Source organism: Salinimonas profundi, assembly GCF_014750655.1.
Lineage (GTDB): Bacteria > Pseudomonadota > Gammaproteobacteria > Enterobacterales > Alteromonadaceae > Alteromonas > Alteromonas profundi_A.
Genome location: NZ_JABBXD010000002.1, coordinates 543765 through 563799 on the forward strand (window position 1 = coordinate 543765; position 20035 = coordinate 563799).

20 protein-coding genes and 1 tRNA gene are annotated in these 20035 nt (G+C 49.2%); 6 read left to right on the top strand and 15 right to left on the bottom strand.

The features are described 5' to 3' along the window. Window positions 1-109 precede the first annotated feature (109 nt). The 4 genes from HHX48_RS06900 to hemW all read left to right on the top strand — a co-directional run bounded on the left by HHX48_RS06900 (window position 110) and on the right by hemW (window position 4241). Entirely contained in the window at window positions 110-1207 is a 1098-nt protein-coding gene (locus HHX48_RS06900) for a CCA tRNA nucleotidyltransferase (protein ID WP_191023501.1), read from the top strand. A 71-nt stretch (window positions 1208-1278) separates the two neighbouring features. Beyond that, entirely contained in the window at window positions 1279-2493 is a 1215-nt protein-coding gene (gene srmB, locus HHX48_RS06905; protein WP_191023504.1) for an ATP-dependent RNA helicase SrmB, read from the top strand. Window positions 2494-2506: 13 nt separating this feature from the next. Next, window positions 2507-3109 (top strand): RdgB/HAM1 family non-canonical purine NTP pyrophosphatase, encoded by a 603-nt coding sequence (rdgB, locus tag HHX48_RS06910; RefSeq protein WP_191023506.1) that lies wholly within the window; start codon window positions 2507-2509, stop codon window positions 3107-3109. Next, the gene (gene hemW / locus HHX48_RS06915) at window positions 3102-4241 is read left to right on the top strand and encodes a radical SAM family heme chaperone HemW (RefSeq protein WP_191023508.1); all 1140 of its coding nucleotides are present in this window, start codon (window positions 3102-3104) and stop codon (window positions 4239-4241) included. Before rdgB ends, hemW begins: the two co-directional genes overlap by 8 nt. Here hemW and HHX48_RS06920 read toward each other — a convergent pair. The 11 genes from HHX48_RS06920 to HHX48_RS06970 all read right to left on the bottom strand — a co-directional run bounded on the left by HHX48_RS06920 (window position 4238) and on the right by HHX48_RS06970 (window position 13032). Further along, window positions 4238-5056: a DUF2884 family protein gene (locus HHX48_RS06920; protein WP_223858090.1), complete on the bottom strand. Its 819-nt coding sequence runs from the start codon at window positions 5054-5056 to the stop codon at window positions 4238-4240. The genes hemW and HHX48_RS06920 overlap by 4 nt on opposite strands. Before the next feature lie 103 nt (window positions 5057-5159). Next, window positions 5160-5669 carry an Lcl C-terminal domain-containing protein gene (locus HHX48_RS06925; RefSeq protein WP_191023510.1) on the bottom strand — a complete coding sequence of 170 codons (510 nt, stop codon included), beginning with the start codon at window positions 5667-5669 and terminating at the stop codon, window positions 5160-5162. Then, window positions 5669-7402, bottom strand: a complete 1734-nt coding sequence (locus HHX48_RS06930) for an Lcl C-terminal domain-containing protein (RefSeq protein ID WP_191023512.1) — start codon at window positions 7400-7402, stop codon at window positions 5669-5671. The genes HHX48_RS06925 and HHX48_RS06930 overlap by 1 nt, the downstream gene beginning before the upstream one ends. Before the next feature lie 29 nt (window positions 7403-7431). Next, window positions 7432-7923, bottom strand: coding sequence for a PAS domain-containing protein (locus HHX48_RS06935; protein WP_191023514.1), 492 nt, complete (start codon window positions 7921-7923; stop codon window positions 7432-7434). Beyond that, complete coding sequence (locus HHX48_RS06940; RefSeq protein ID WP_191023711.1) at window positions 7923-8918, bottom strand: response regulator; 996 nt, start codon at window positions 8916-8918, stop codon at window positions 7923-7925. The genes HHX48_RS06935 and HHX48_RS06940 overlap by 1 nt, the downstream gene beginning before the upstream one ends. Window positions 8919-9061: 143 nt before the next feature. Further along, window positions 9062-9796: an LrgB family protein gene (locus tag HHX48_RS06945; RefSeq protein ID WP_223858092.1), complete on the bottom strand. Its 735-nt coding sequence runs from the start codon at window positions 9794-9796 to the stop codon at window positions 9062-9064. Continuing rightward, window positions 9789-10178, bottom strand: coding sequence for a CidA/LrgA family protein (locus HHX48_RS06950; RefSeq protein ID WP_191023516.1), 390 nt, complete (start codon window positions 10176-10178; stop codon window positions 9789-9791). Before HHX48_RS06950 ends, HHX48_RS06945 begins: the two co-directional genes overlap by 8 nt. Before the next feature lie 77 nt (window positions 10179-10255). Then, a complete protein-coding gene (locus HHX48_RS06955) occupies window positions 10256-11146 on the bottom strand; it encodes a LytR/AlgR family response regulator transcription factor (RefSeq protein WP_191023518.1) in 891 nt (296 codons plus the stop codon). 2 nt (window positions 11147-11148) lie between these two features. After that, on the bottom strand, window positions 11149-11439 hold the full coding sequence (locus tag HHX48_RS06960; RefSeq protein ID WP_191023520.1) for a DUF3718 domain-containing protein: 291 nt from the start codon (window positions 11437-11439) through the stop codon (window positions 11149-11151). A 344-nt stretch (window positions 11440-11783) separates the two neighbouring features. Continuing rightward, entirely contained in the window at window positions 11784-12113 is a 330-nt protein-coding gene (locus HHX48_RS06965) for a hypothetical protein (RefSeq protein WP_191023522.1), read from the bottom strand. A gap of 97 nt (window positions 12114-12210) precedes the next feature. Further along, window positions 12211-13032 (bottom strand): MbnP family protein, encoded by an 822-nt coding sequence (locus tag HHX48_RS06970; RefSeq protein ID WP_191023524.1) that lies wholly within the window; start codon window positions 13030-13032, stop codon window positions 12211-12213. A gap of 252 nt (window positions 13033-13284) precedes the next feature. Here HHX48_RS06970 and HHX48_RS06975 point away from each other — a divergent pair. Beyond that, a tRNA-Ile gene (locus HHX48_RS06975) sits at window positions 13285-13361 on the top strand. Between the two features lie 334 nt (window positions 13362-13695). Further along, the gene (locus tag HHX48_RS06980) at window positions 13696-14832 is read left to right on the top strand and encodes an AI-2E family transporter (protein ID WP_191023526.1); all 1137 of its coding nucleotides are present in this window, start codon (window positions 13696-13698) and stop codon (window positions 14830-14832) included. A gap of 702 nt (window positions 14833-15534) precedes the next feature. Here HHX48_RS06980 and HHX48_RS06985 read toward each other — a convergent pair. The 4 genes from HHX48_RS06985 to HHX48_RS07000 form a co-directional block, all read right to left on the bottom strand. After that, window positions 15535-16263, bottom strand: coding sequence for a hypothetical protein (locus tag HHX48_RS06985; RefSeq protein ID WP_191023528.1), 729 nt, complete (start codon window positions 16261-16263; stop codon window positions 15535-15537). Window positions 16264-16390: 127 nt separating this feature from the next. After that, the gene (locus tag HHX48_RS06990) at window positions 16391-16948 is read right to left on the bottom strand and encodes a sugar O-acetyltransferase (RefSeq protein ID WP_191023530.1); all 558 of its coding nucleotides are present in this window, start codon (window positions 16946-16948) and stop codon (window positions 16391-16393) included. A 187-nt stretch (window positions 16949-17135) separates the two neighbouring features. After that, complete coding sequence (locus HHX48_RS06995; protein ID WP_191023532.1) at window positions 17136-19268, bottom strand: methyl-accepting chemotaxis protein; 2133 nt, start codon at window positions 19266-19268, stop codon at window positions 17136-17138. A 297-nt stretch (window positions 19269-19565) separates the two neighbouring features. Then, on the bottom strand, window positions 19566-19973 hold the full coding sequence (locus HHX48_RS07000; RefSeq protein ID WP_397541069.1) for a DUF6990 domain-containing protein: 408 nt from the start codon (window positions 19971-19973) through the stop codon (window positions 19566-19568). Between the last annotated feature and the right edge of the window lie 62 nt (window positions 19974-20035).

Consider the following 20035-nt stretch of genomic DNA (forward strand, 5'->3'; position numbering starts at 1 on the left):
TCTTTAAACTAACCAGCCCCTTGCGATATGTCAAAATCTTCGCAGTGAAAAGCATTTGAATCTGTATTCAGGCATAATGCTGTCATCATCCAATCAGCGAATTCGAGATATGAAAATATACCTTGTAGGCGGCGCTGTGCGCGACAAGATGCTGAACCGGCCAGTGACCGAGCGTGACTGGGTCGTTACCGGTGCCCGTCCTGAAACATTGCTTGATAAAGGCTTTACGCAGGTTGGTAAGGACTTTCCGGTTTTTCTGCACCCAAAAACCAAAGAAGAATATGCGCTGGCACGGCTTGAACGTAAGTCGGGACAGGGCTATACCGGCTTTGTATGTGATGCCGGTCCCAATGTCACGCTGGAAGAGGATTTACTGCGCCGGGATTTGACCATCAACGCGATGGCACAGGATGAAAACGGGGAAATCATCGACCCTTTTAACGGTCAGCGCGATCTTGCGCAAAAACGCTTACGTCATGTCTCTGCTGCATTCTCTGAAGACCCACTGCGGGTACTGCGTGTAGCACGTTTTGCAGCGCGCTATCACTATCTCGGGTTTTCTGTCGCAGACGAAACCATGACGCTGATGCGTGAAATGGCTCACAGTGACATGCTCAAAGAATTAACCGCTGAGCGCGTATGGCAGGAAACCCGCCGCGCCCTCATGGAGCGTGACCCGGCAGTATTTTTCACCACCCTTGAACAGGCCAGTGCGCTTAGCGACTGGTTTGCGCCGCTTGCGCCATTTAAACACGCTTACAGCACCATACTTACCTCGTCTGCCGGACAGAACATGTCACTGCCCTGTCGGTTTGCCGCCCTGATGAGTTATTTAAGCCATCAGGACGTCAAAGCGCTTACCACCGCCCTGAAATGCCCGAACGACGTCAGCGCACTCGCCCTGCTGGCAGCAGGCTATGCCGATAAGTTACTTCACGTGTCTGATGCTGAAGCGCTACTGACCATTTTTAATCAATGTGATGTATGGCGCAGACCGGAACGCTTTGCCCTGTTACTTCAGATTTGCCAGTTAAAAGCACGCAATGAGCAATACGCCTGGCAGCCTGAATCAATTGAGAGGCCCCTTGCTGCTGCGCAACGTGTCGATGTGCAGCATATTATCGCACAGGGTTTTAAAGGTCCGGAAATAAAAGCAGCATTAAACCAGGCGCGCCTGAATACCGTCAGAGAAAAGCTGGATTTTTAGGATCTGAATGTTATTGCCTGAAAGCGTGTCATGTTACACTACCGCCATTCATGCCTATTGATAACACTTCTATGACATTTCAGGACTTAGAGCTTGACGATGCCTTGTGTCACGCTGTTGCTGACATGGGGTTTTCCAGACCAACATCGATTCAGTCTCTGGTAATTCCCGAGGCCATGGACAGCAGGGATATTCTTGCCAGCGCGCCGACCGGTACCGGTAAAACCGCTGCATTTTTGCTTCCCGCCTGTCAGTTTTTGCTCGATTATCCTCGTCAGGAGCCTGGCGCCACCCGGGTGCTGATTTTAACCCCCACCCGTGAACTGGCGATCCAGGTCTATGAGCAGGCCTGCGCTATCACCGCAAAAACCGATTTGGTATGCGGCGTTATCACCGGTGGTATCAATTACGGCACTGACAAAGAAACGCTGAGCCAGAATCTGGATATTCTGGTCGCTACGCCAGGTCGCCTGTTTGAACATATTGAAAAGGAAACGGCTGACTGTCGCGACATTGAATGCCTGATTCTGGATGAAGCAGACCGGATGCTGGATATGGGCTTTGCCAGCATTGTGAATCAAATTGCCGCAGAAGCACGCTGGCGTAAGCAAAACATGCTGTTTTCGGCGACCCTGGCCGGTAAGGGCGTCAGAGAGTTTGCGACTAATATTCTTAACGACCCTGCGGTACTTGAGGCGCAGCCTTCACGTAAGGAAAAAGCCAAAATTCATCAGTGGTATCACCTGGCCGATGACCTTGCGCATAAACAGGCGCTGTTGTCACACATTCTGAAAAACGATATCAGCAATGCCATCGTATTTGTTAAGACTCGCGATCGGTTGCAGGCCTTAAAAGACTTTCTCGCAGCAGAAGGTCTCATGGTCTGCTGGCTGCAGGGTGAAATGCCGCAGGATAAGCGAAATGCGGCACTGGCGCGGTTTAAAAGCGGTGAGGTTCCCGTGTTACTGGCGACTGACGTGGCAGCACGCGGTATTGATGTGCCGAATGTATCTCATGTCATTAATTATGACATGCCGCGTAAGGCTGACATCTATGTGCACCGTATTGGCCGCACCGGACGTGCAGGCGCGAAAGGTACTGCGATTTCTCTGGTTGAAGCCCATGATATTGAGATGGTCGCGCGCGTAGGCAGGTTTACCGATGAGCCAATGAAGCCCAGGGTCATTGATAGTCTTCGCCCGAAACACAAAACCCCTAAAGCGCCTGTGAAGAAAAAGAAGGCGAAAAAATCGGCAGTAAAGAAAAAAACCAAAGGCAAAAAGTAACAGCGAGAATCCTATGTCCTTTCCCGACAAAATAGTCTTAGCATCAGGCAACAGCGGTAAGGTAAAAGAGTTTGCCAAACTGTTTGCTGAGTACGAAGTACAGGTGGTTCCCCAAAAAGAGTTAGGCGTTGGTGATGTGCCTGAAACCGGCACCACGTTTGTTGAAAATGCGATCATTAAAGCGCGACATGCTTCTCGTGAAACCGGCTTGCCTGCTATTGCGGATGATTCCGGACTGGTCGTCAATGCCTTAGGCGGTGCCCCGGGTATCTATTCTGCGCGTTTTGCAGGCGAGAACGCCACCGATGCACAGAATGTTGAACTGCTGCTCTCCCGCATGCACAACGAGGCCGATCGCAGAGCGCATTTCATGTGCACGCTGGTCTTTATGCGTCACGCAGACGATCCTGTCCCGTTGATTAGCCAGGGCCACTGGCATGGCCTCATCACACAACAGGTTTGTGGCCACGGCGGGTTCGGGTATGACCCGGTATTTCACGTACCCTCTCAGGAATGTACCGCTGCCGAACTAGACAGTAAAACCAAAAACAGTATCAGTCATCGCGGTCAGGCTATGGCTTTTCTGATCCAACAAATGAGGCAAACCTTTGCGTAATCCGCCCCTGGGCCTATACATCCATATTCCCTGGTGTGTACAGAAATGTCCTTACTGTGACTTTAATTCTCACGGTTTGAAGAACACGCTGCCAGAAGCAGAGTATATTGCGCATCTGCTGGATGATTTAGCGGTGGACGCACAGCGTATAGGCACCCGTGAAGTCACCAGTATCTTTATTGGAGGTGGCACGCCGAGTCTGTTTAGTGAGGCGGCCATCGCCAGGCTACTGGATGGCGTCAAACAACGGGTAAATCTGTCGCCTGACGCTGAAATTACACTGGAAGCAAACCCCGGTACACTTGAGGCTGACCGCTTCAGTGGCTATGTCCAGGCCGGCGTAAATCGCATTTCTATCGGCATTCAGAGTCTTCAGGCGCAGCACTTATCTGCACTGGGGCGTATCCACGACAGTGAGCAGGCGATGTCTGCCATTTGTCAGGCGCACGATGCCGGTCTCAACAGCTTTAATGTCGACCTGATGCACGGTTTGCCCGATCAGTCGCTGGATAATGCCTTAAGCGACCTGACGCAGGCTATCGCGCAAAATCCGGCTCACTTATCCTGGTATCAGCTTACCATAGAGCCCAATACGCCGTTTTACTCAAAACCGCCCGTGCTTCCTGATGATGATATTCTGTGGGATATTCAGACCCATGGTCATGCGCTGCTTAAAGATGCCGGATATCATCAATATGAGATTTCCGGCTATTGTCAGCCCGGCTTTGAATGTCAGCATAATTTGAATTACTGGCGCTTTGGTGATTACCTGGGCATTGGTTGCGGTGCACATGGCAAAATTACCGATACCGCAGCCAATATCATATATCGCACGGTTAAAGTTAAGCATCCCAGAGGCTATATGGAAATGGCTCGCCCCTACCTTGACCAGGAAACAACAGTAAAAAGCGAAGATGTAGCGTTTGAATTTTTCATGAATCGTTTTCGCCTGGTGGAGCCATGCCCGAAACAGGCATTCACTGACTTTACCGGCACAGCATTAACGACGGTACAACAAGCCAGTCTGGCGCAAGCGCGGGATCAAAAGCTGCTCACTGCAGATGATGATTACTGGCAGGTCACAGACAAAGGCAGGCGCTATCTTAACAGTCTGCTTTCTGCGTTTGTTTAATCGTCAATATGCCGGTGAGGATGCTCATTGGTAATAATGTCAAAGCTTGCCATCTCGGGAACATCACGACGTAATTGCTCTTCCAGCGTATTGAGCGCTTTGAGCTTATTACAGAACCAGTGCGCTTTATTGCGCAGTGTGAGCGCCTTAGGCGCCATCTCCCTGCCTAATTGCAGCTCAACAGCTTCAAGTTGACGGGATAAGCGTGCGACACGCTCACTGTCGATATCCGTGTTGTTGGAATTTATGCCACTGATTGCTGATAAAATGCCGCCAACCGAGGTTGAAATGCCGCCCTCAAGCTGCGCTTCAATTTCTGTATCAACAAATTCGTCCACACTCTCCAGCGATCCTGGCCCGATAAAATAGTGATCACTGGCATGGCGGAACTTTTCTTTGACTCTTTCTTTCACCCGAAGCATCGCAGACTGCAGACGCTCGTAGCTATCGTGATCAGTACCTACCAGCCCCTGATACACATGGTCGATGGTATCTACCGCAAGGTCCACCCCTTCGGTAGCCAGCACGATCATTTGCGGTACTACATAATGCAGTCCCTCGGCATACTCCTTAAGCCAGTTTGTATGCTCTTCATCGAGGACGACCCAGCGCCCGCCCACAAATAACTGCTCCCGATCGTTGATTTGCAGAATAGTGCGGGACTTCTCCATCACCCTTATCTGCTCATCGTTTACCACAAGGCCATACGCAAAATCGATATCACACGTGAATTCATCTGCGACTGCCTGTGAGCAGCACAGAAAAAAGAGTATACCCGCGTAAACGGTGTTGGAGAGTCTCTGCATTTTCATCATTATTATTCTGGACGGCAGAACTATAAATAAAAAGGCGGGTTGAGTCCAACCTGCATAATTTCAGGTTGAACGCAATCTGGTAACGTAAAGGGGTGTTATCTGACTATGAACCGGTGTAAGTGCGCACCAGGCGAACATACACAAAACGGTCTTTTCGTTTTACTGAGTGGCTGGAGTTAAAGAACGCGACCACCCAGGCTCCATCCGGATTACTGACAGAAGGCGTCGATGTCCAGAAGTCATCTTGCGGGGTCGCCGGAAAAACCGTTTCGTTAATCGCCGGGCGTACACACTGGCGCTCGGTGACCGATGCCAGCTCTTTGATATTTGGCACCCGCCAGCCCTGCTGATCCTGATCGTCCTGCTGCTGGGCAGATTGCAATGCTTCCTGCCAAGACATAGGCTGAGCATCGCCGCTACAGGTAGTACCATCCCATGTCTGGCCCTGTGCACAGCGTTTCCAGACCAGGTTTGTCTGCGTATCCCACACCTCATCCTGAGCCACTTCGATAAAATCGTCGGTGGGGGTGCTTTCAGACACCTGTGATAAGCAAATTTGTGCCAGCGCGGCGGGGCTGATTATTATTGCAGCAAGTAATGCGATGGCTTTCATTAGTTTCTCCCCGCTCTGACCAGACGAACACGAATAGCACGATCCTTTTTAAGAAAATTATCCACACCGGATGCAAAGTCTATGGCGACGGCGTTTTGAGCCGCATCGTTGGTCACGCCATCAGCACCCGGGCGTGATGTCCAGTACCATAGCGGCGCTTCAGTCATACTCCCGGTGTTGGGGAAATAAACCTCATCAACCATCTGCGTATTATCTTTACCAAAGTGCAGCAAACTCATCAGCTCCTGATGGGTAGGCAGGCGCCAGTCATAAAAACCACACAGACCTTCGCGGTTTACCTCACCAATCAGTGCATTCGTATTGCAGTTTGTAATCGAACAACTGGCTGCAGCCGGATTCAGTGCACCATTTACGCCGCCGTTATTTTCTTCCTGATACCAGCCATAGGTATGCTGGGCGTCATGCAGCCCGCCCTGTGTACTTTTAACCTCCCAGACTAAACCGGTGGTGTTATCTCTGACGCACGACCAGTCAGAGGCATTATCATCCTGCTCGTCGCCGTTATCGTTGACCTTGGTAAAATCAAATCCTGCATCGCCCGCGCCGGCCTTTTCCAGCAGGCCCTCACGCGCCACCACATCAGCCCCGCGCTGGCCATCCTGACCGGCGAACGCATTTTGCTGGGTCTGTACAACCACGTCAGTAGTCGCCTGCGCTGTGACGCCGGTATCATTCAGACGCGCAACAGGCATCGGACGCACTTTCACGTTGATGGTATCACTGGACAGATTACCGTTGGCATCAGTGACATTCAGAACAAAGGTAACACTGGTTTCACTGTCAACATCCGGTGCCACCGCGAAAGTGGATAACGCATCAGGCTCTTCAACGGTTATTCCCGCCAGTCCTGAGGACTCCCAGGTAATGCTGAACGGAAACGCATCGGGTACCGTTGAGTCTGCGGCCCCCTCAAGGACAATAGGCTCACCACTGAAAATGGCCTGATTATAGCCCGCGCTGACAGTCGGGGCGGTATCTGAGTCAGCTTTGACCACAAGTTGCAGTGATTCTGTATGGGTTGCGCCCTCGTAATCGGTGACCGTAAGACTAAAGCCTAACGTCTGTTCTGAAGATGCGATGGGCGTGGTAATGGTCAGTTGAGGTTTATTCATTGCCAGACCGCCTGTTACATCCACCCCTTCTGTCTGTGCCCACTGCCACTCACTGATGGGATCCTGCGGGTCCTGCGCATCAGCATCGGTACTGTTGGCACCATTCAGAGTAAGCGATACCCCTGCCCCATAACGGTCATTATCATCGGCGGCCGGTCTCACATCAATCACGGCAAGTGGCTCGCTGTTTTCAGGCAACCCGGTAATGACCAACGTATCTGAACCCGTCCCACCGTTTTCTGCCGTCACCTTTACGGTAAGCGTATAGGTTGCCTGTTCTTTGAGTACGGGCAGCGTGACTGTCGCTTCGCCTGAGCTCTCATCTTCCTGAATAATTTCCAGAGACGGGCTGGCTGACCACTGGTAGGTGAGTGCCTGTTCAGCATCCTGCGTCTGTGCACTCACGGTAATCGTGCTTTGCTCCGGTGCCTGTACGTCGGCCCCGGCATTAACCAGAATCTGCGTCTGAGCGGCTGAGGTATCACTGCTATCAGAGCCGCCCCCGCCCCCACAGGCACTTGTCAAAAAACTGAGTGCCACTACGCCGAAAAGACGCCGGTACGCTTTTATACCTGGGCTTTGCTTAACACACCACTTCATAACATCTGTATTCCCGGATAAGCGAGGTATCAGAACATATCCTGCTGTCGTTCCAGCGCTTCACTCTGCGCCACCTGAATGGCCTCAAGCTGCTTTTTACCAGCGGCAATGTCGGTCACATCGTAAATCATCATGCTGATATTTTCGACGCGGCCGTTGGCCGAAACTAATGGTGACAGCGTGATGTTCTGATACATGTACTGTTCATTACCTGTAATCGGCCGGTAGTTGGGAAACTTAAATAAATATGGGCGCTGTTCCCAGGTCATAAACGCGCGGGTTTTAAGCTCAAAGACCGGTCGCGCCTTCTGGGCAAACCACGATTCGGTGATATCCGGAAACAGGGCAAACAGCGTTTTTTCGCGTACTTCACTGGGTAGCAGGCCACTGTGACTTTCCATGAAGCCGTTCCACACTTTCACTTTGAATTCACGATCTAACACCACAATACCTACATCCACGGTTTGCAGGATATCCATCATCCAGTGAAAGGCCTGTAATTCTTCTAACGATTCAGACATTACATATCCTCCAGCAGATGGGCGAGTTTGGCATTCATCGTATCCATTGAGTCTTCGGTGAACAGCAAAATAAGATCGCAGCGCACGTTGTAGCCTTCAAGACCATAGCTGAGCTCAATAGCCAGCGTTCTGCGCCACTTCAGGCTGTTGGCAGTGATAATGTCGGTGATAGCACGATGCTGGCCCAGAACAACAGGGTGACCCTGACTAAAATTGATATCCAGTTGCTCTGCCAGTCCGGTCAGGCACGTACCTATCAATATACTGGCCGCATCCATCAGCAGCTCAAGCTGGATTCTATCGTCCACCTCCCCCTGCACATTTAAAATGCGAGCAACATCCTCAAAACTTGAATCGCTCAGGATGCACAATGCCTCCCCCCGTACGCCCGGCCCTAAAAACCCCTGACAGACTGCACTGACCTCTTCATGACTATCAATGTCAGAAAGCATCATATGAAGCTCGGAGACTTCGATGAGGTTTACGTTGGGAATAGGCAAATGTACGAAAACATTCATGATACGCGCGAGATGATCTCCGGCCCGACCCATTGCAATATTGGTGATCTCCTGATAGCAGTCGCGGATTGCCGGGTCAAGCGAGGCACTTTGAGGGTGGGTTTCGCCATCTTCAGTCAGAATACGATTCGCGATAAGCGTTTTTTTCAGGATGTCCGGATTGACCGGCTTTTGAATAAAATCTGTGGCGCCCATCGCCGTGACCCGCTCATGCGCTTCCGGCTGTATGTCACCAGAAACAACAATGGTGGTAACAGAAAGTTGCTCCTCGCGAATGGCGGTTAATGTCTCATAGCCATCTACAATGGGCATATTCAGGTCAAGCAGTAACAAGTGACCTTTGCCCTGTCGAATCAGTGCGAGGGCTTCCCCCCCATGTTTGGCAAAATGAACGGAAACCTGCCAGTCCTGGGGCAAGCTTTTTGCCACCTGCTTTCGCGCAACCAGAGAGTCGTCACACACTACTACTGAAAACATCTGCGCTTTATCCCTTCCGATATCCTGACCTGCACAGATACGGCGAACGCATTTTCTCTGCATAGGTCTGCTAAAAAACCAAGAGTCTTAAACCTTAGCTCTTATCGGCAGGTTGTCTATAGGACATAAGGTTAAATTGCTAATTAACTAAAAACCAGTGGCAAAACAATGGCCGTCATAATCCCGTTCAGACACAACCCCAGACTGGCCATTGCCGCGACGTCTTCACCCATACTCAATGCTTTGGCGGTTCCCACAGCGTGTGCCACAGATCCTAACGCAATACCCTGGGCCTGGCGATCGGCAACCTGAAACAGACGAAAGCTCAGTGGCGCGGCAATCGCACCGGCAATACCTGTGATAATCACAAACACTGCAGCCAACTCAGGGACCCCCCCGATGACTCGGCTGGTCTCCATGGCAAGGGGTGTGGTGATCGATTTGGCCAGCATGGTCATTTGAAGGGCCAATGGCGCATCGACCACAAACAAGCATAACCAGGCGAGCACCGGCGCAATAATGCCGCCAACCGCGATCGCCAGCACCAGCTGCCAGCCCAGTTCACGGACCTTCTGCCATTGCGCGTACATGGGCAGCGCCAGCGCCACCGTGGCAGGGCCAAGTAACCAGTGCAGCAAGCCAGCATGTTGCTGGTAATCATCAATTGCCGTGCCCGTGACCACCGCTAACAGCATGACGCCTACTGCGGTAATCACCAGCGGATGCAGCAGCGGATTATTCCCAGCCAGCCGGTTTATTTTTATGGCTAACGCATAAATCGTCAGGGTGACAGATAACCACACAACACCCGGCAATGTGGCGGAATCCTTAAGCACCATCCACAAGCCGTTTATTTCCTGAGTCAGAATATCAATCATGATGCTGACTTCCTTTGGCTGCTAAAAATATCCGGACCGCCACCCAGGCTGTCGCGCCCAGACTTAGGGCTGTACTGATAAAAATGGCAGCAGAGATACTCATCAGGTATGGCTCAATATCCTGCCACATCAGCATGACGGCACATACAGCGGGAACGAAAAGCACGGTCATGTGAGAAAGTAGCGGCCTGGCACCACTGGCAATGGTCGCCGGCGTGCGTTTTAAAAATAGCAGCATGAACAGCAACAGCAGCAACCCAACCAATGCGCCGGGTAAGGGCAAGCTGGCCGACTGTACAATCACTTCACCAAGAATGTAGAAGACAAATAGCATCAACAGGCCGAAACATTGCCTGCAGGCATTAACTAAAAAGGCGGGCATAATGTCCTTGCTAGCGGATAGTGATGCTCACATCCTACTGAAGGTGAAATGCCGGCGCCAGTCCAAGCGAAGGGATTTTATTGATTATGCTGCCAAAAAGCCGCGAAGTGACGGCGGCTGATCTTTAGCCGGGTACCATCATTTAAAACCAGGTAGGCAACGCGGTTGGCGCACTGCTCAACCATTTTGACAAAGTGCCGGTTGACCAGCTCTGAACGATTCACATGTTGAAAGGTATTACTGCTCAGCTTGCGGCTCAGGTCTGCCAGTGTCGTTCTGACCACATAGTTCTCGCCAGCGGTATAAATGCACATATAGTCGCCGGCGGCCTGAACCCAGTTGATGTCATCACAGGCCAGACTACACCAGGCATTGTCACTTCGAAATGTTACCCGTTGTTGTGTACGCGAGGACATGCGCGAGGCGATCCAGGCAGCGGCCTCATCGGGTGCAATATTCAGCTTTTTTATCATTCTGTCCAGTAAGTGCGTGACACGCTGTTGTTGGATAAGCTCCTGCATACGTGTTGCAAGATCACTGATAACATACAACACACGCTGCTCCTGTAAAGGAAGCTGAATAAACGCGGCCGCGCCGGCTTCAAATGCTTTGAGCGCATCAGCATTACTGCGCCCTATCACCACCAGCTGTCGTCCGGCGCCCTTAAATCGCGTCGATAAACTGCTCGCATTCCCGGAGTCACAAAAACAAATTGCAGCAAGATGTTCAGCCAGAATGGCCGGCTTATCAGTTACAGTTTGCACCTGTTCTATATCAGGATGATACGCCAACAATTCACAAAGTTGAGCCGCTACGCTTTCGTAACGCAGTAATACAAAAACCATAAGCTGCGTTGACGCCGATTGGCAAGGATAATCAGAAAGCGCTGCCTCACCAGGGCCAGCAGAAGCAATAACTTGTTGGTACGAAACAAGCTTTTGCTCCCACACTGACAAAGATGTTTTCATAATTAACGAGAAGCCGTTAGGGTACGGTCAAATTTTAGTCTGCGGGCAAGCAATGCGCCAGTAGCGTCGGCGTTATTCACCTGCGCGAAGGTATGGATATCCGTGCCGTCGCAAACCAGCCCTTTTTCTACTGCGCGGTAAGTCAGCCCGCTTTTCTTTATCGCCATGTGTAACTGAAACGATTTATTGTCTTTGATAGCAGTACAGATTTTTACCAGGTCCGTTTCAAGGTGTTTTGGATAGCTGGCATTAGCACTGAATGAAACACCACCTGCAACTACACATACTGACATTATAGTCGCTGCTGATCTTGCCCATGATTTTACGTTTTTCATCGCTCTTCTCCAGATAACCCGACACCGCGCCGGGCGTACTGTTAAAGTAGTGAACAATTCGAAGAAGGTTATGCAGGTTTCGTTCAACCGACAGTATTTGAGATTGTGCGATAAAAATAAAAAATTCGGGGATGAACGGTCGGAGCACTGCGCTGTTTATCGCACCGATGAAATACTTTGTAACAGCCACTGAAATTTGAGTGACTGAAATGTACAGGCAGGGCTGCAGGTTGTGTTAAATGTGTAATGAAACAAAGTAAGAAAGGTGGGAAGTACAATCCTGACTTCCCAGACCGCTTACATCAGAAAAAGCTGTCCTGATGAATTTTTATAAAAGAAGGAGTACCGACCTTACTGTAGTCAACTTTGTATTCTTTTCCGTTCAGGGTTTGGATGAACAACAATGTTTTCTCGTCGCCGAACACTTCACCAGTGGTGATATCTACCAGTTCCATGTCCATCATTTTTGCGTCGCGCTTATTTTCGGGCACTTTGCCTTCGTATTCTTTCAAACCGCGAAAGGTCACTAAAATTGGTGGCTTCTCGTCACCATTCATTATAAGCAAGTCGTACTTTCTAACCTTGTGAATTATTGTATTACGACCGCTTACCAGAAAGGGCTTTTCTGTCATTCTTTTCTCCGCACAAGCTGGCAATCAGGTTAGTTGTATAAAAATCCAAAGATAGCAAAGAAACCAGGGCGTTGCACTTATCCCAATCATTAAATAATCAGTTTTGTTTCAGATACTCCTGATGCGGAGCGTCCCATCTTATCCACTGACGGCTGGTTAAATTACGCAGTACTTTTGTGCATTCCTGTGATGAATCATCCCCAAGGTTGCACGATGTCTTCTCGCGCTGCATTGCGCGAAACACAATTTCTCTTAAAGAAGCCGATAATCGCAAGTCCTCTACATTGGCCTTTAACGGCAGGTCCACTGTCACTCTGTTAGGCTTTGCACACGAGGTCGGTGCTTCATCGTCGGTTGGCGCATCACACTGACCGCTTGCCAGCATAAACGACCACAGCGCAGACGGATCACGACGTTGTTTCAATTCAATACGCATAAACGAATGCCCGACACGCAAAGACTGAAACATAGCAGTATGGTTAACTGGCGGCGCGGCATTATCTTCCAGCAGGTGATTTTCACTAAATGGCAGGCCCAGGGTGAAACGAATAGATGATGCTCTTTGCAATAGCTTTTCGTTGGCATCAAGTTGAATAGTAACCGGCTGCTTTTGCGTCTCACAGCTATCGGAGAACGCTAATAACGAGACTGTACGCGACTGGTGATCGTTGGGAATAAAGGAAAGGGCCTGCCAGCGACCATCGATTCTGACTCTGGGCTCGGAAAGATACATCGCCAGATAGTCGACATCCCAGTACTTATTATCAAGCTTAATCTGATGACTGCAATTATCCGTTGGCTGTAAATCTGAAAATCGCACAGGTATGTCGCCCGGCGATTTGGAGGGGCTGAAAAACCCGCAGCCAGAAATGATAAGCGTTGAAAGCACAAGCGCGCCGAACCCGACCAATTGCTTCATAAAACCTGCAGCTGAATAATTAACTCTGCCTGGCAGTTTATCTTTAACCTGTCAACGGCGCAAAGCCTTCCCGTTCACCAGTGTTTGTAGATAAAACAAACCTGCTTTCAGGTTGTTAGAGATTGATGATTAAATGAGCAGTTAGTCGCCCGAACAATAAAATTCCGCCCTGAGCGGGTGACAAGCAAAAAAAAACTGCTTATACTTCGCGGCACTGGATGGGTGCAATCGCGCGCGACCAGAATCTCCTCAGGCCCCATAGCTCAGTTGGTTAGAGCATCCGACTCATAATCGGCAGGTCCCCTGTTCAAGTCAGGGTGGGGCCACCATTTTTCCTCTTCGTTTTCTGATCATTTGTTTGCTTTTCCAGCATAGCTTAGCAGTATTATGAATACGGTGCTTTTTCCTCAAGCCTGACACTTTCTTCGTTGTATCCGTAAAACGCCTTAACATCGCTGATAAAAACAAACCCATTGGCGACAAAAAGCTATCAACTTTGCTTTCTATAAAACGTAGCGTAAGGTTTTAAGTAACTGACTATGCAATGAACTTCCAAAATTCCTGCGCGTATAATCATAATTAATCCCCACAACGAAAACGCCATTCAGGCAGCACCGAGGTGGGTGGAAACGGAAAAGCGAGTACCGGGAAAATAAAAAGCACATGACAGTTTCGACATCGGGTTCAAAGGGAGGCCCGCAGACAAAAGTACTGAAAATACTTTTGTTGCTGGCCGTCATCTATACGCTGTACCTCGCAAAATCTCTGCTCATACCGCTTTTTTTCTCGGCTTTTGTCGCTCTGTTGCTAAGCCCGCTGGTAGCGATTGCCCGAAAAATTTATATCCCACGAACAATCTCAGCGGCAGCGTTGATGGTGCTGCTGCTAACCCCGTTTACATTTTTAGGATTGCAGTTAGCCGAACCGGCAGAACGTTGGATGCAGGCTCTGCCAAAGATGGCTGCAGAGATTACACAGGAAATTGATGAGATTAGCGATAGCCTGGTAGAGGAAACAGACCAGCCGGTTGCAGAGCCAAAGAAAGAAGAAAGTGATTCATTCTTCGACTGGTTTGGTGATGATGAAGAGGACGAAGCTGAACAAGTTGAGCCGCCACCGGAAGAGCAAAACACGGTATCAGACAAGTTAAAGCAAAATAGCATTGAAATGGCAATTTCCGTATTAAGTAACGCGCCCCTTTTGCTTGCCCAAATCTTTGCCTGCCTTATTTTTATCTTCTTTTTGCTGGTCTTTGGTCCGGGCTTATTTAAGGTATTTATCCGCGACTTTCCCATCGTAACGAACAAGCGGCGCGCATTGGTGCTTGTGCACCATATTCAAAGGGAGCTATCGGCCTACATCGTAACCATTAGCATCATAAACGCGCTACTGGGTACCGCGACAGCCGTTGTGTTCACTTACCTTGAAATAGACGACGCGATATTGTGGGGCGCATTGGTTGCGCTGATGAACTTTGTCCCCTATCTGGGAGGATTAGCAAGTTGCAGCATACTGCTTGTGGCAGGAATGGTGCAGTTCGGACTTGTCAGCACAGCATTCCTGCCTGCCGCAGTATTTCTTGGAATCAATATTCTTGAATCTCAGTTAATTACGCCAGCGGTGTTGGGCAGAAGTATGCAACTGAACCCACTTATCATCATACTCTGGTTATCGATAGCTGGCTGGTTGTGGGGAATAGTCGGAGTGTTGCTAGCGGTACCCATTTTAATGAGCTTTAAAATTATCCTGAAGAACCTGGGCGCATTATCGCATTGGGTGAAACTAATAGAAACAAAGTAGCCTGTTGTCGCTTTCACCTATAGATGGTCTTCGACGCCTGCTTATTGGGCGGCTTGTTGTTTGACTTAACTGTTAATTATTTTTGAAGTTGCCACCACTCGACTCAGACATGCAGATGTAGCCAAATGCGATCTCAGACAGTCGCAAATTTCGACATTTTTTAGGACTAGGTTATCTGATTACTCTATGCAATTGCGGCCATTGTCTTTGCAGTATAAGCAGGTATCGTGAATAGTGCCTTTTACAGAGAGACAAGCTGCAAAAACTGTGATTACAAACAACATCTCTCTAGCATTGTCTATTCCTGCTATGAATGCCCAAACGCCAAACATTAGTGTAGAAAACGCTAAAAGTGACGCGATAAATTTATAATATATCTTTTTCATGTTTCATCACCCGACTGCTAAGAAGAGCACTCCAAACGAACCCTCAACACTAATAATTTATTTAGAGTGGCACGAATAACTTGTAGCGTGGTTCCGCCTATTGCAGAACCATTTGTAGCAAACACTATTTACGGCGTGCAACTGAACGAACAGTTAGTTAACTTCGCTTACGCCGATTTTATGTATGTTGATGAAATAGCGTTTCCCAATCCGCTTGCGACAGCTTCAGGAGGGAGGGCATCGGTGGTACGCCTGCATAAACAAAGCTGTATTACGGCCAAATACGCACGACACTTTGACGAGTGAGGGCCGCTGATCAATAGTCAGCTGCTTCACGCTGATTAACATCCCTTACGCTAAGCCCAAGCTCTTTTACCTTGATGGTATCGTAAAAATCGAATTGCACCGGACAGCCTGCCTTTATCATTTGAAGCCACACATAGCGCAGATTGTCAGGCCGTGTTCCTGTCCAGAATTGCCTGGTTTTGTTGATATAGGTAATGACGGGCGCAGTATGCCCATCGCGATAGAGTTGCCTGACGAAGCTAAAATCCGGACCGAAGCTATTTAGCACTGCCGAGCTACCGGATTCAATTGATTTTAAAAGAAATTCGAATGCGCGTTGCTGCTCGCCCTGCCGATAAGCCAGCCAGGCCTGAGCGATACCTACAGCGTGCTTTTCACTGCCAAAACTGTCAAAAACATCCCCGGCAATTTGTTGATTGACACTAAGAGCATCAACATGACTGAAAACCTTTTCAATTTTGGCTTTAACCTCAGAAACAGGTTCAAACTGCGCGCTGTATCTTAAATGCTGACTTAAATCGCTTATTATCTGAAAAGCGTTGTCGCCCGAGGCCAGACTTCTTTGGTAATTCTGCCAGGTTTCATCAAGCAGGCGCCGATTTTTCGCTTCGAAACTGGCGTACCTTGTTTGCATGAATTGCAGATATTCGGGATCGTCACAGCCCTTCGCATAATCAGCTCTGGCACTTACGCTCGCAAACAAAATTGTGCAAGCGATTATCTGGAAAATGCCCTTCATCAATCAGCTCATCGTTCAGCCGTTTTTTAAATTGTTACAGTCGAACTGTGCATATTGATCTGAGAAGAATTACGCAAAGCCTGTGGCTGACGAAAATCAGGCCTGCTGCCTTAATGATCACCGCTGGTTAGTCATGAATACGTCTTTGGGGTCGACAGGGATTGCCCACGGCAACCGTATCAGGCTCAATACTTCTGGTTACCACACTGCCTGCGCCAATAACGCACCTGTCGCCTATCACCACGCCGGGCAGGATGGTGACATCGCCCCCTATCCAGACATCATTACCAATTGTGATTGGCTCTGCAAAACCGATATGTTGTGCGCGCTGTTCAGGGTCGATTGGATGATGCGCTGTATAAAATGATGTATTGGGTCCGATAAATACGTTATTACCTATCGTCACCTTACAGCAATCCAGCACAGTCCAGTTGAAGTTAATGAAAATGTGACTGCCCAGGTGAATATTGTGCCCATAGTCGATGCGTACAGGTTTTTCTATATGAATATCTTCACCACATTGCCCGAATAATTCATTGAGTAATTCCTCGCGCGCCTTCACTTCGCGCGGCCCCAGCGCGTTGATTTTATCAACCAGATCACGTGTTTTATAGCGCATCTCTACAAGATCAGGATCGTTTATCCAATACTTTTCACCGGCTATCATTTTGTCGTGTGCTGTCATAGTGTTTTTCCAGATTTTCTGCGCTTGATTTTTGAAGGTGGCGTTTAATTTATATAACCCAGAATCACATTATTTAGCCTGAAAGTCTTCATGCGGCAGGCCAATTAAGTCACTTTGGTCGCAATCAATGATAATCCTGTCGAAAAGTATCAAAGGGCGGCAGACCCGCCGCCCAAATAACGCATTCTCAGCGCGTTTTGAGTTTATCCAGTAATTGGCTCAACGTTCTCACCGAGCTGAAAATTTGCACGGAGCTTTGCTCTGAGGCATGAGAATGATTAGCAACCTCGGAACTGGCATTGCCGATTACAACCATATTGCGATTAAGCTCTTCGCTGACCTGGCTTTGCTCTTCTGCAGCCGCCGCCATTTGTGTCATCCGCTGGCTAATTTCATCAATTTGCGTCACGGTGAGCTGCATTTTTTGAAGCGCTGACTGTGAGCTTTTTGACGCGTCTTCTGCTTTGTCATTACCGCGTTTGATAATCGCCACGGTTTTGTCTACCTCAGACTGTAACCCGGTTATGACCTTGCCTATCTCGCCGACAGAATCGGCAGTTTTCGAAGCCAGTGAACGAACCTCATCAGCAACTACGCTAAACCCGCGACCATTATCCCCGGCCCGCGCAGCCTCAATGGCGGCATTTAGTGCCAGTAAATTGGTTTGCTCAGCAATAGCGTCTATCACATCCAATATCTTTTTAATGTCTGCGCTGCGTTCTACCACTGCAATAACGGCGGTGGAGGCTGTATGCATTTCTTCAGACAACGCGGCCACCGTCTTTGTCGAGCGGGCAATTTCTTCTTCAGTGTGTTTAACCGAATCATTAGCGTTGTCAGCATTATCTGCCGCTTCAGCCGCAGTGCGCGCTACATCCTGAGCAGTTTGCGACATTTCAGTTATGGCGGTAACGACACTATCAATCTCTGATTGCTGAACCTGAATCTGATCATTCGTATGTTTTGCATGAGACTGGGTTTTTTCGCTATGACTAAGCACCTGGTCGCACGATCCCTTGGCCTGCTCCAACAGATCCCGCACTTTTTCTTTAAACAGGTTAAAAGCCTGGCTCAGCTGAATCAGTTCTTTGTGCGAGTTGATATGGATATCTTGAGTGAGGTCACCACCCTGGCCCGCCAGTTCCTCCATGCGTTCAGCAACCTGCCTGACCGGCTCGATTATACTGCGGGTAAACACGTAAATCAGCGCAACCGCTGCCAGCGTAGCCAGCAATGCCACCATTAACTGTGTACTTAACAATGCATCGATAGCTGAGGATATGAGCTCATTGACGGTGCGAACAGGCTCCAGGGCAGCGCTTACGTCAACGCCGACCACTAACTGCCACTGTGCATCGGATAAAGTTAAATTTACCGGACGGGTAACATACATCATACCGTCAATCAGTACAGATTCAGGTTGGCCGGAAACGGCCAGAATCTGTTCACTTTGATCGCGAGCAAACACCTCACTAAACGGTCGTGCCAGCTTATCAGCTGCATTAGTGGCCGCGACCGTCATGCCGTTTTGACTGACCAGATAGACTTCGGCCTGCCCATCGTACAGCGATGCTTTCAGCGCATCGGCTCGCTGTTGCAAAACAGGCAGGTTCAGATCGACACCCACCACACCGCGAAAGCGGTCGTTGGCAATCACAGGTACAGTTAGGCTGGTCATCAGCTCTGAGTATCCCTCCCGTATTTCGTATTGATAAGGATTAGAGATACACGGTTTCATTTGCTCCTGATTGCACAGATACCATTCTGCGGCGCGAAAGCCAAACTCATCCAGTGTCGAGTCGTGTTTCATGCTGGCATCATCGATTGGCACCTGGCTGACGCTGCCATCAGCATTACGGATAAAGTACACCTCGAAGCTGCCGGTACCCGGAACCGAATGACTTTGCCCGGCGCGATAGTCCGCGGCCCGACCATCAAAAAGGTTGGTCTCAAACTGTGCATACATACTTGAGGTTACCCCGGTAGCCAGTATGCTTTTAACAGCGCGCTGTGCCTGATCGCGCGAAATTGACTGATCGTCGCTGGCCTCTATACTGGCAGCCAGTTGCGCAGCCAGCGTATTGGGAAGCTGGTGAGCAGCGTCAATCATCGCCTGCGTCTGGGCGGCATAGCGCGCAGCTTTGGCGGAAACTGTTGACGCGATCTGTGCTTTAAACTGCTCGCTTACATGTGCATTGATGTCACGCTCAGCCTCATTTAACAGCACATAACTGACAGTAATAAACAAAGCTGCCAGCAGAACAAATAATAGACCTACCACAACGATGAGCTTGAAGGCGAGTGACGAATTTTTTTTCATGAGTAACCACAACAACGGCAAATATACAGGCTGACGGACAACAGGACCTTGCAGAAATCCAACAGGCGAAACGTGTGCCTACCAAAAGGTAACGGCGTTCACATCTTCCCGGTATCGGCACGCATAGGGCTCTCTGAACATCGCGCTTATAATAAAAAAGCATTGCGTATGACGATTATCATCGCGGGGAATTTAGAGGCGTGAAAGCAATGAGAATAATGCTCGTAAAATCCTGATGTTATAAATTGGTGGTAGCATTTTCATTGATGTTGCCACGGGGAGGTATAACGAATTTTTTTAAAACTGCACAGGGAGTGTCAGTGTTCCAGCGCGATACGCTTTGGCAATGGGGATAGCTTTTTCAAAAAATTCCTGCTTGATAAGCGGGATAAATTCCATCCTGTCACCAGCTTTGAATGCATCCAGGTAAGATTGCAGCCTTTCAACATCCCCTTTTACTACGCAGCAGACGATATGGATAAACTGCCAACCACCGGGGCGCTCGTATATTTCATAATGACGTTTTAACAGCGGCACCATTTTTTCTTCGCTCAAACAATCATAAAACCAATCGAAAGTTTGCTGTGTGATTGCGTCTAAATGCGTTTCATTTAAAGGCTCGTCAGGACAGATACGGTTATTCCCATTACCCGTGGTAAACATATATCCACCCATCCTTCCAAATATCTGTTTAGCGATATCAATAAACTAGCGAGGATTCATCACTGCTGATGCACCTACGTTTTGATTGTCTGGAGGACAGCCAA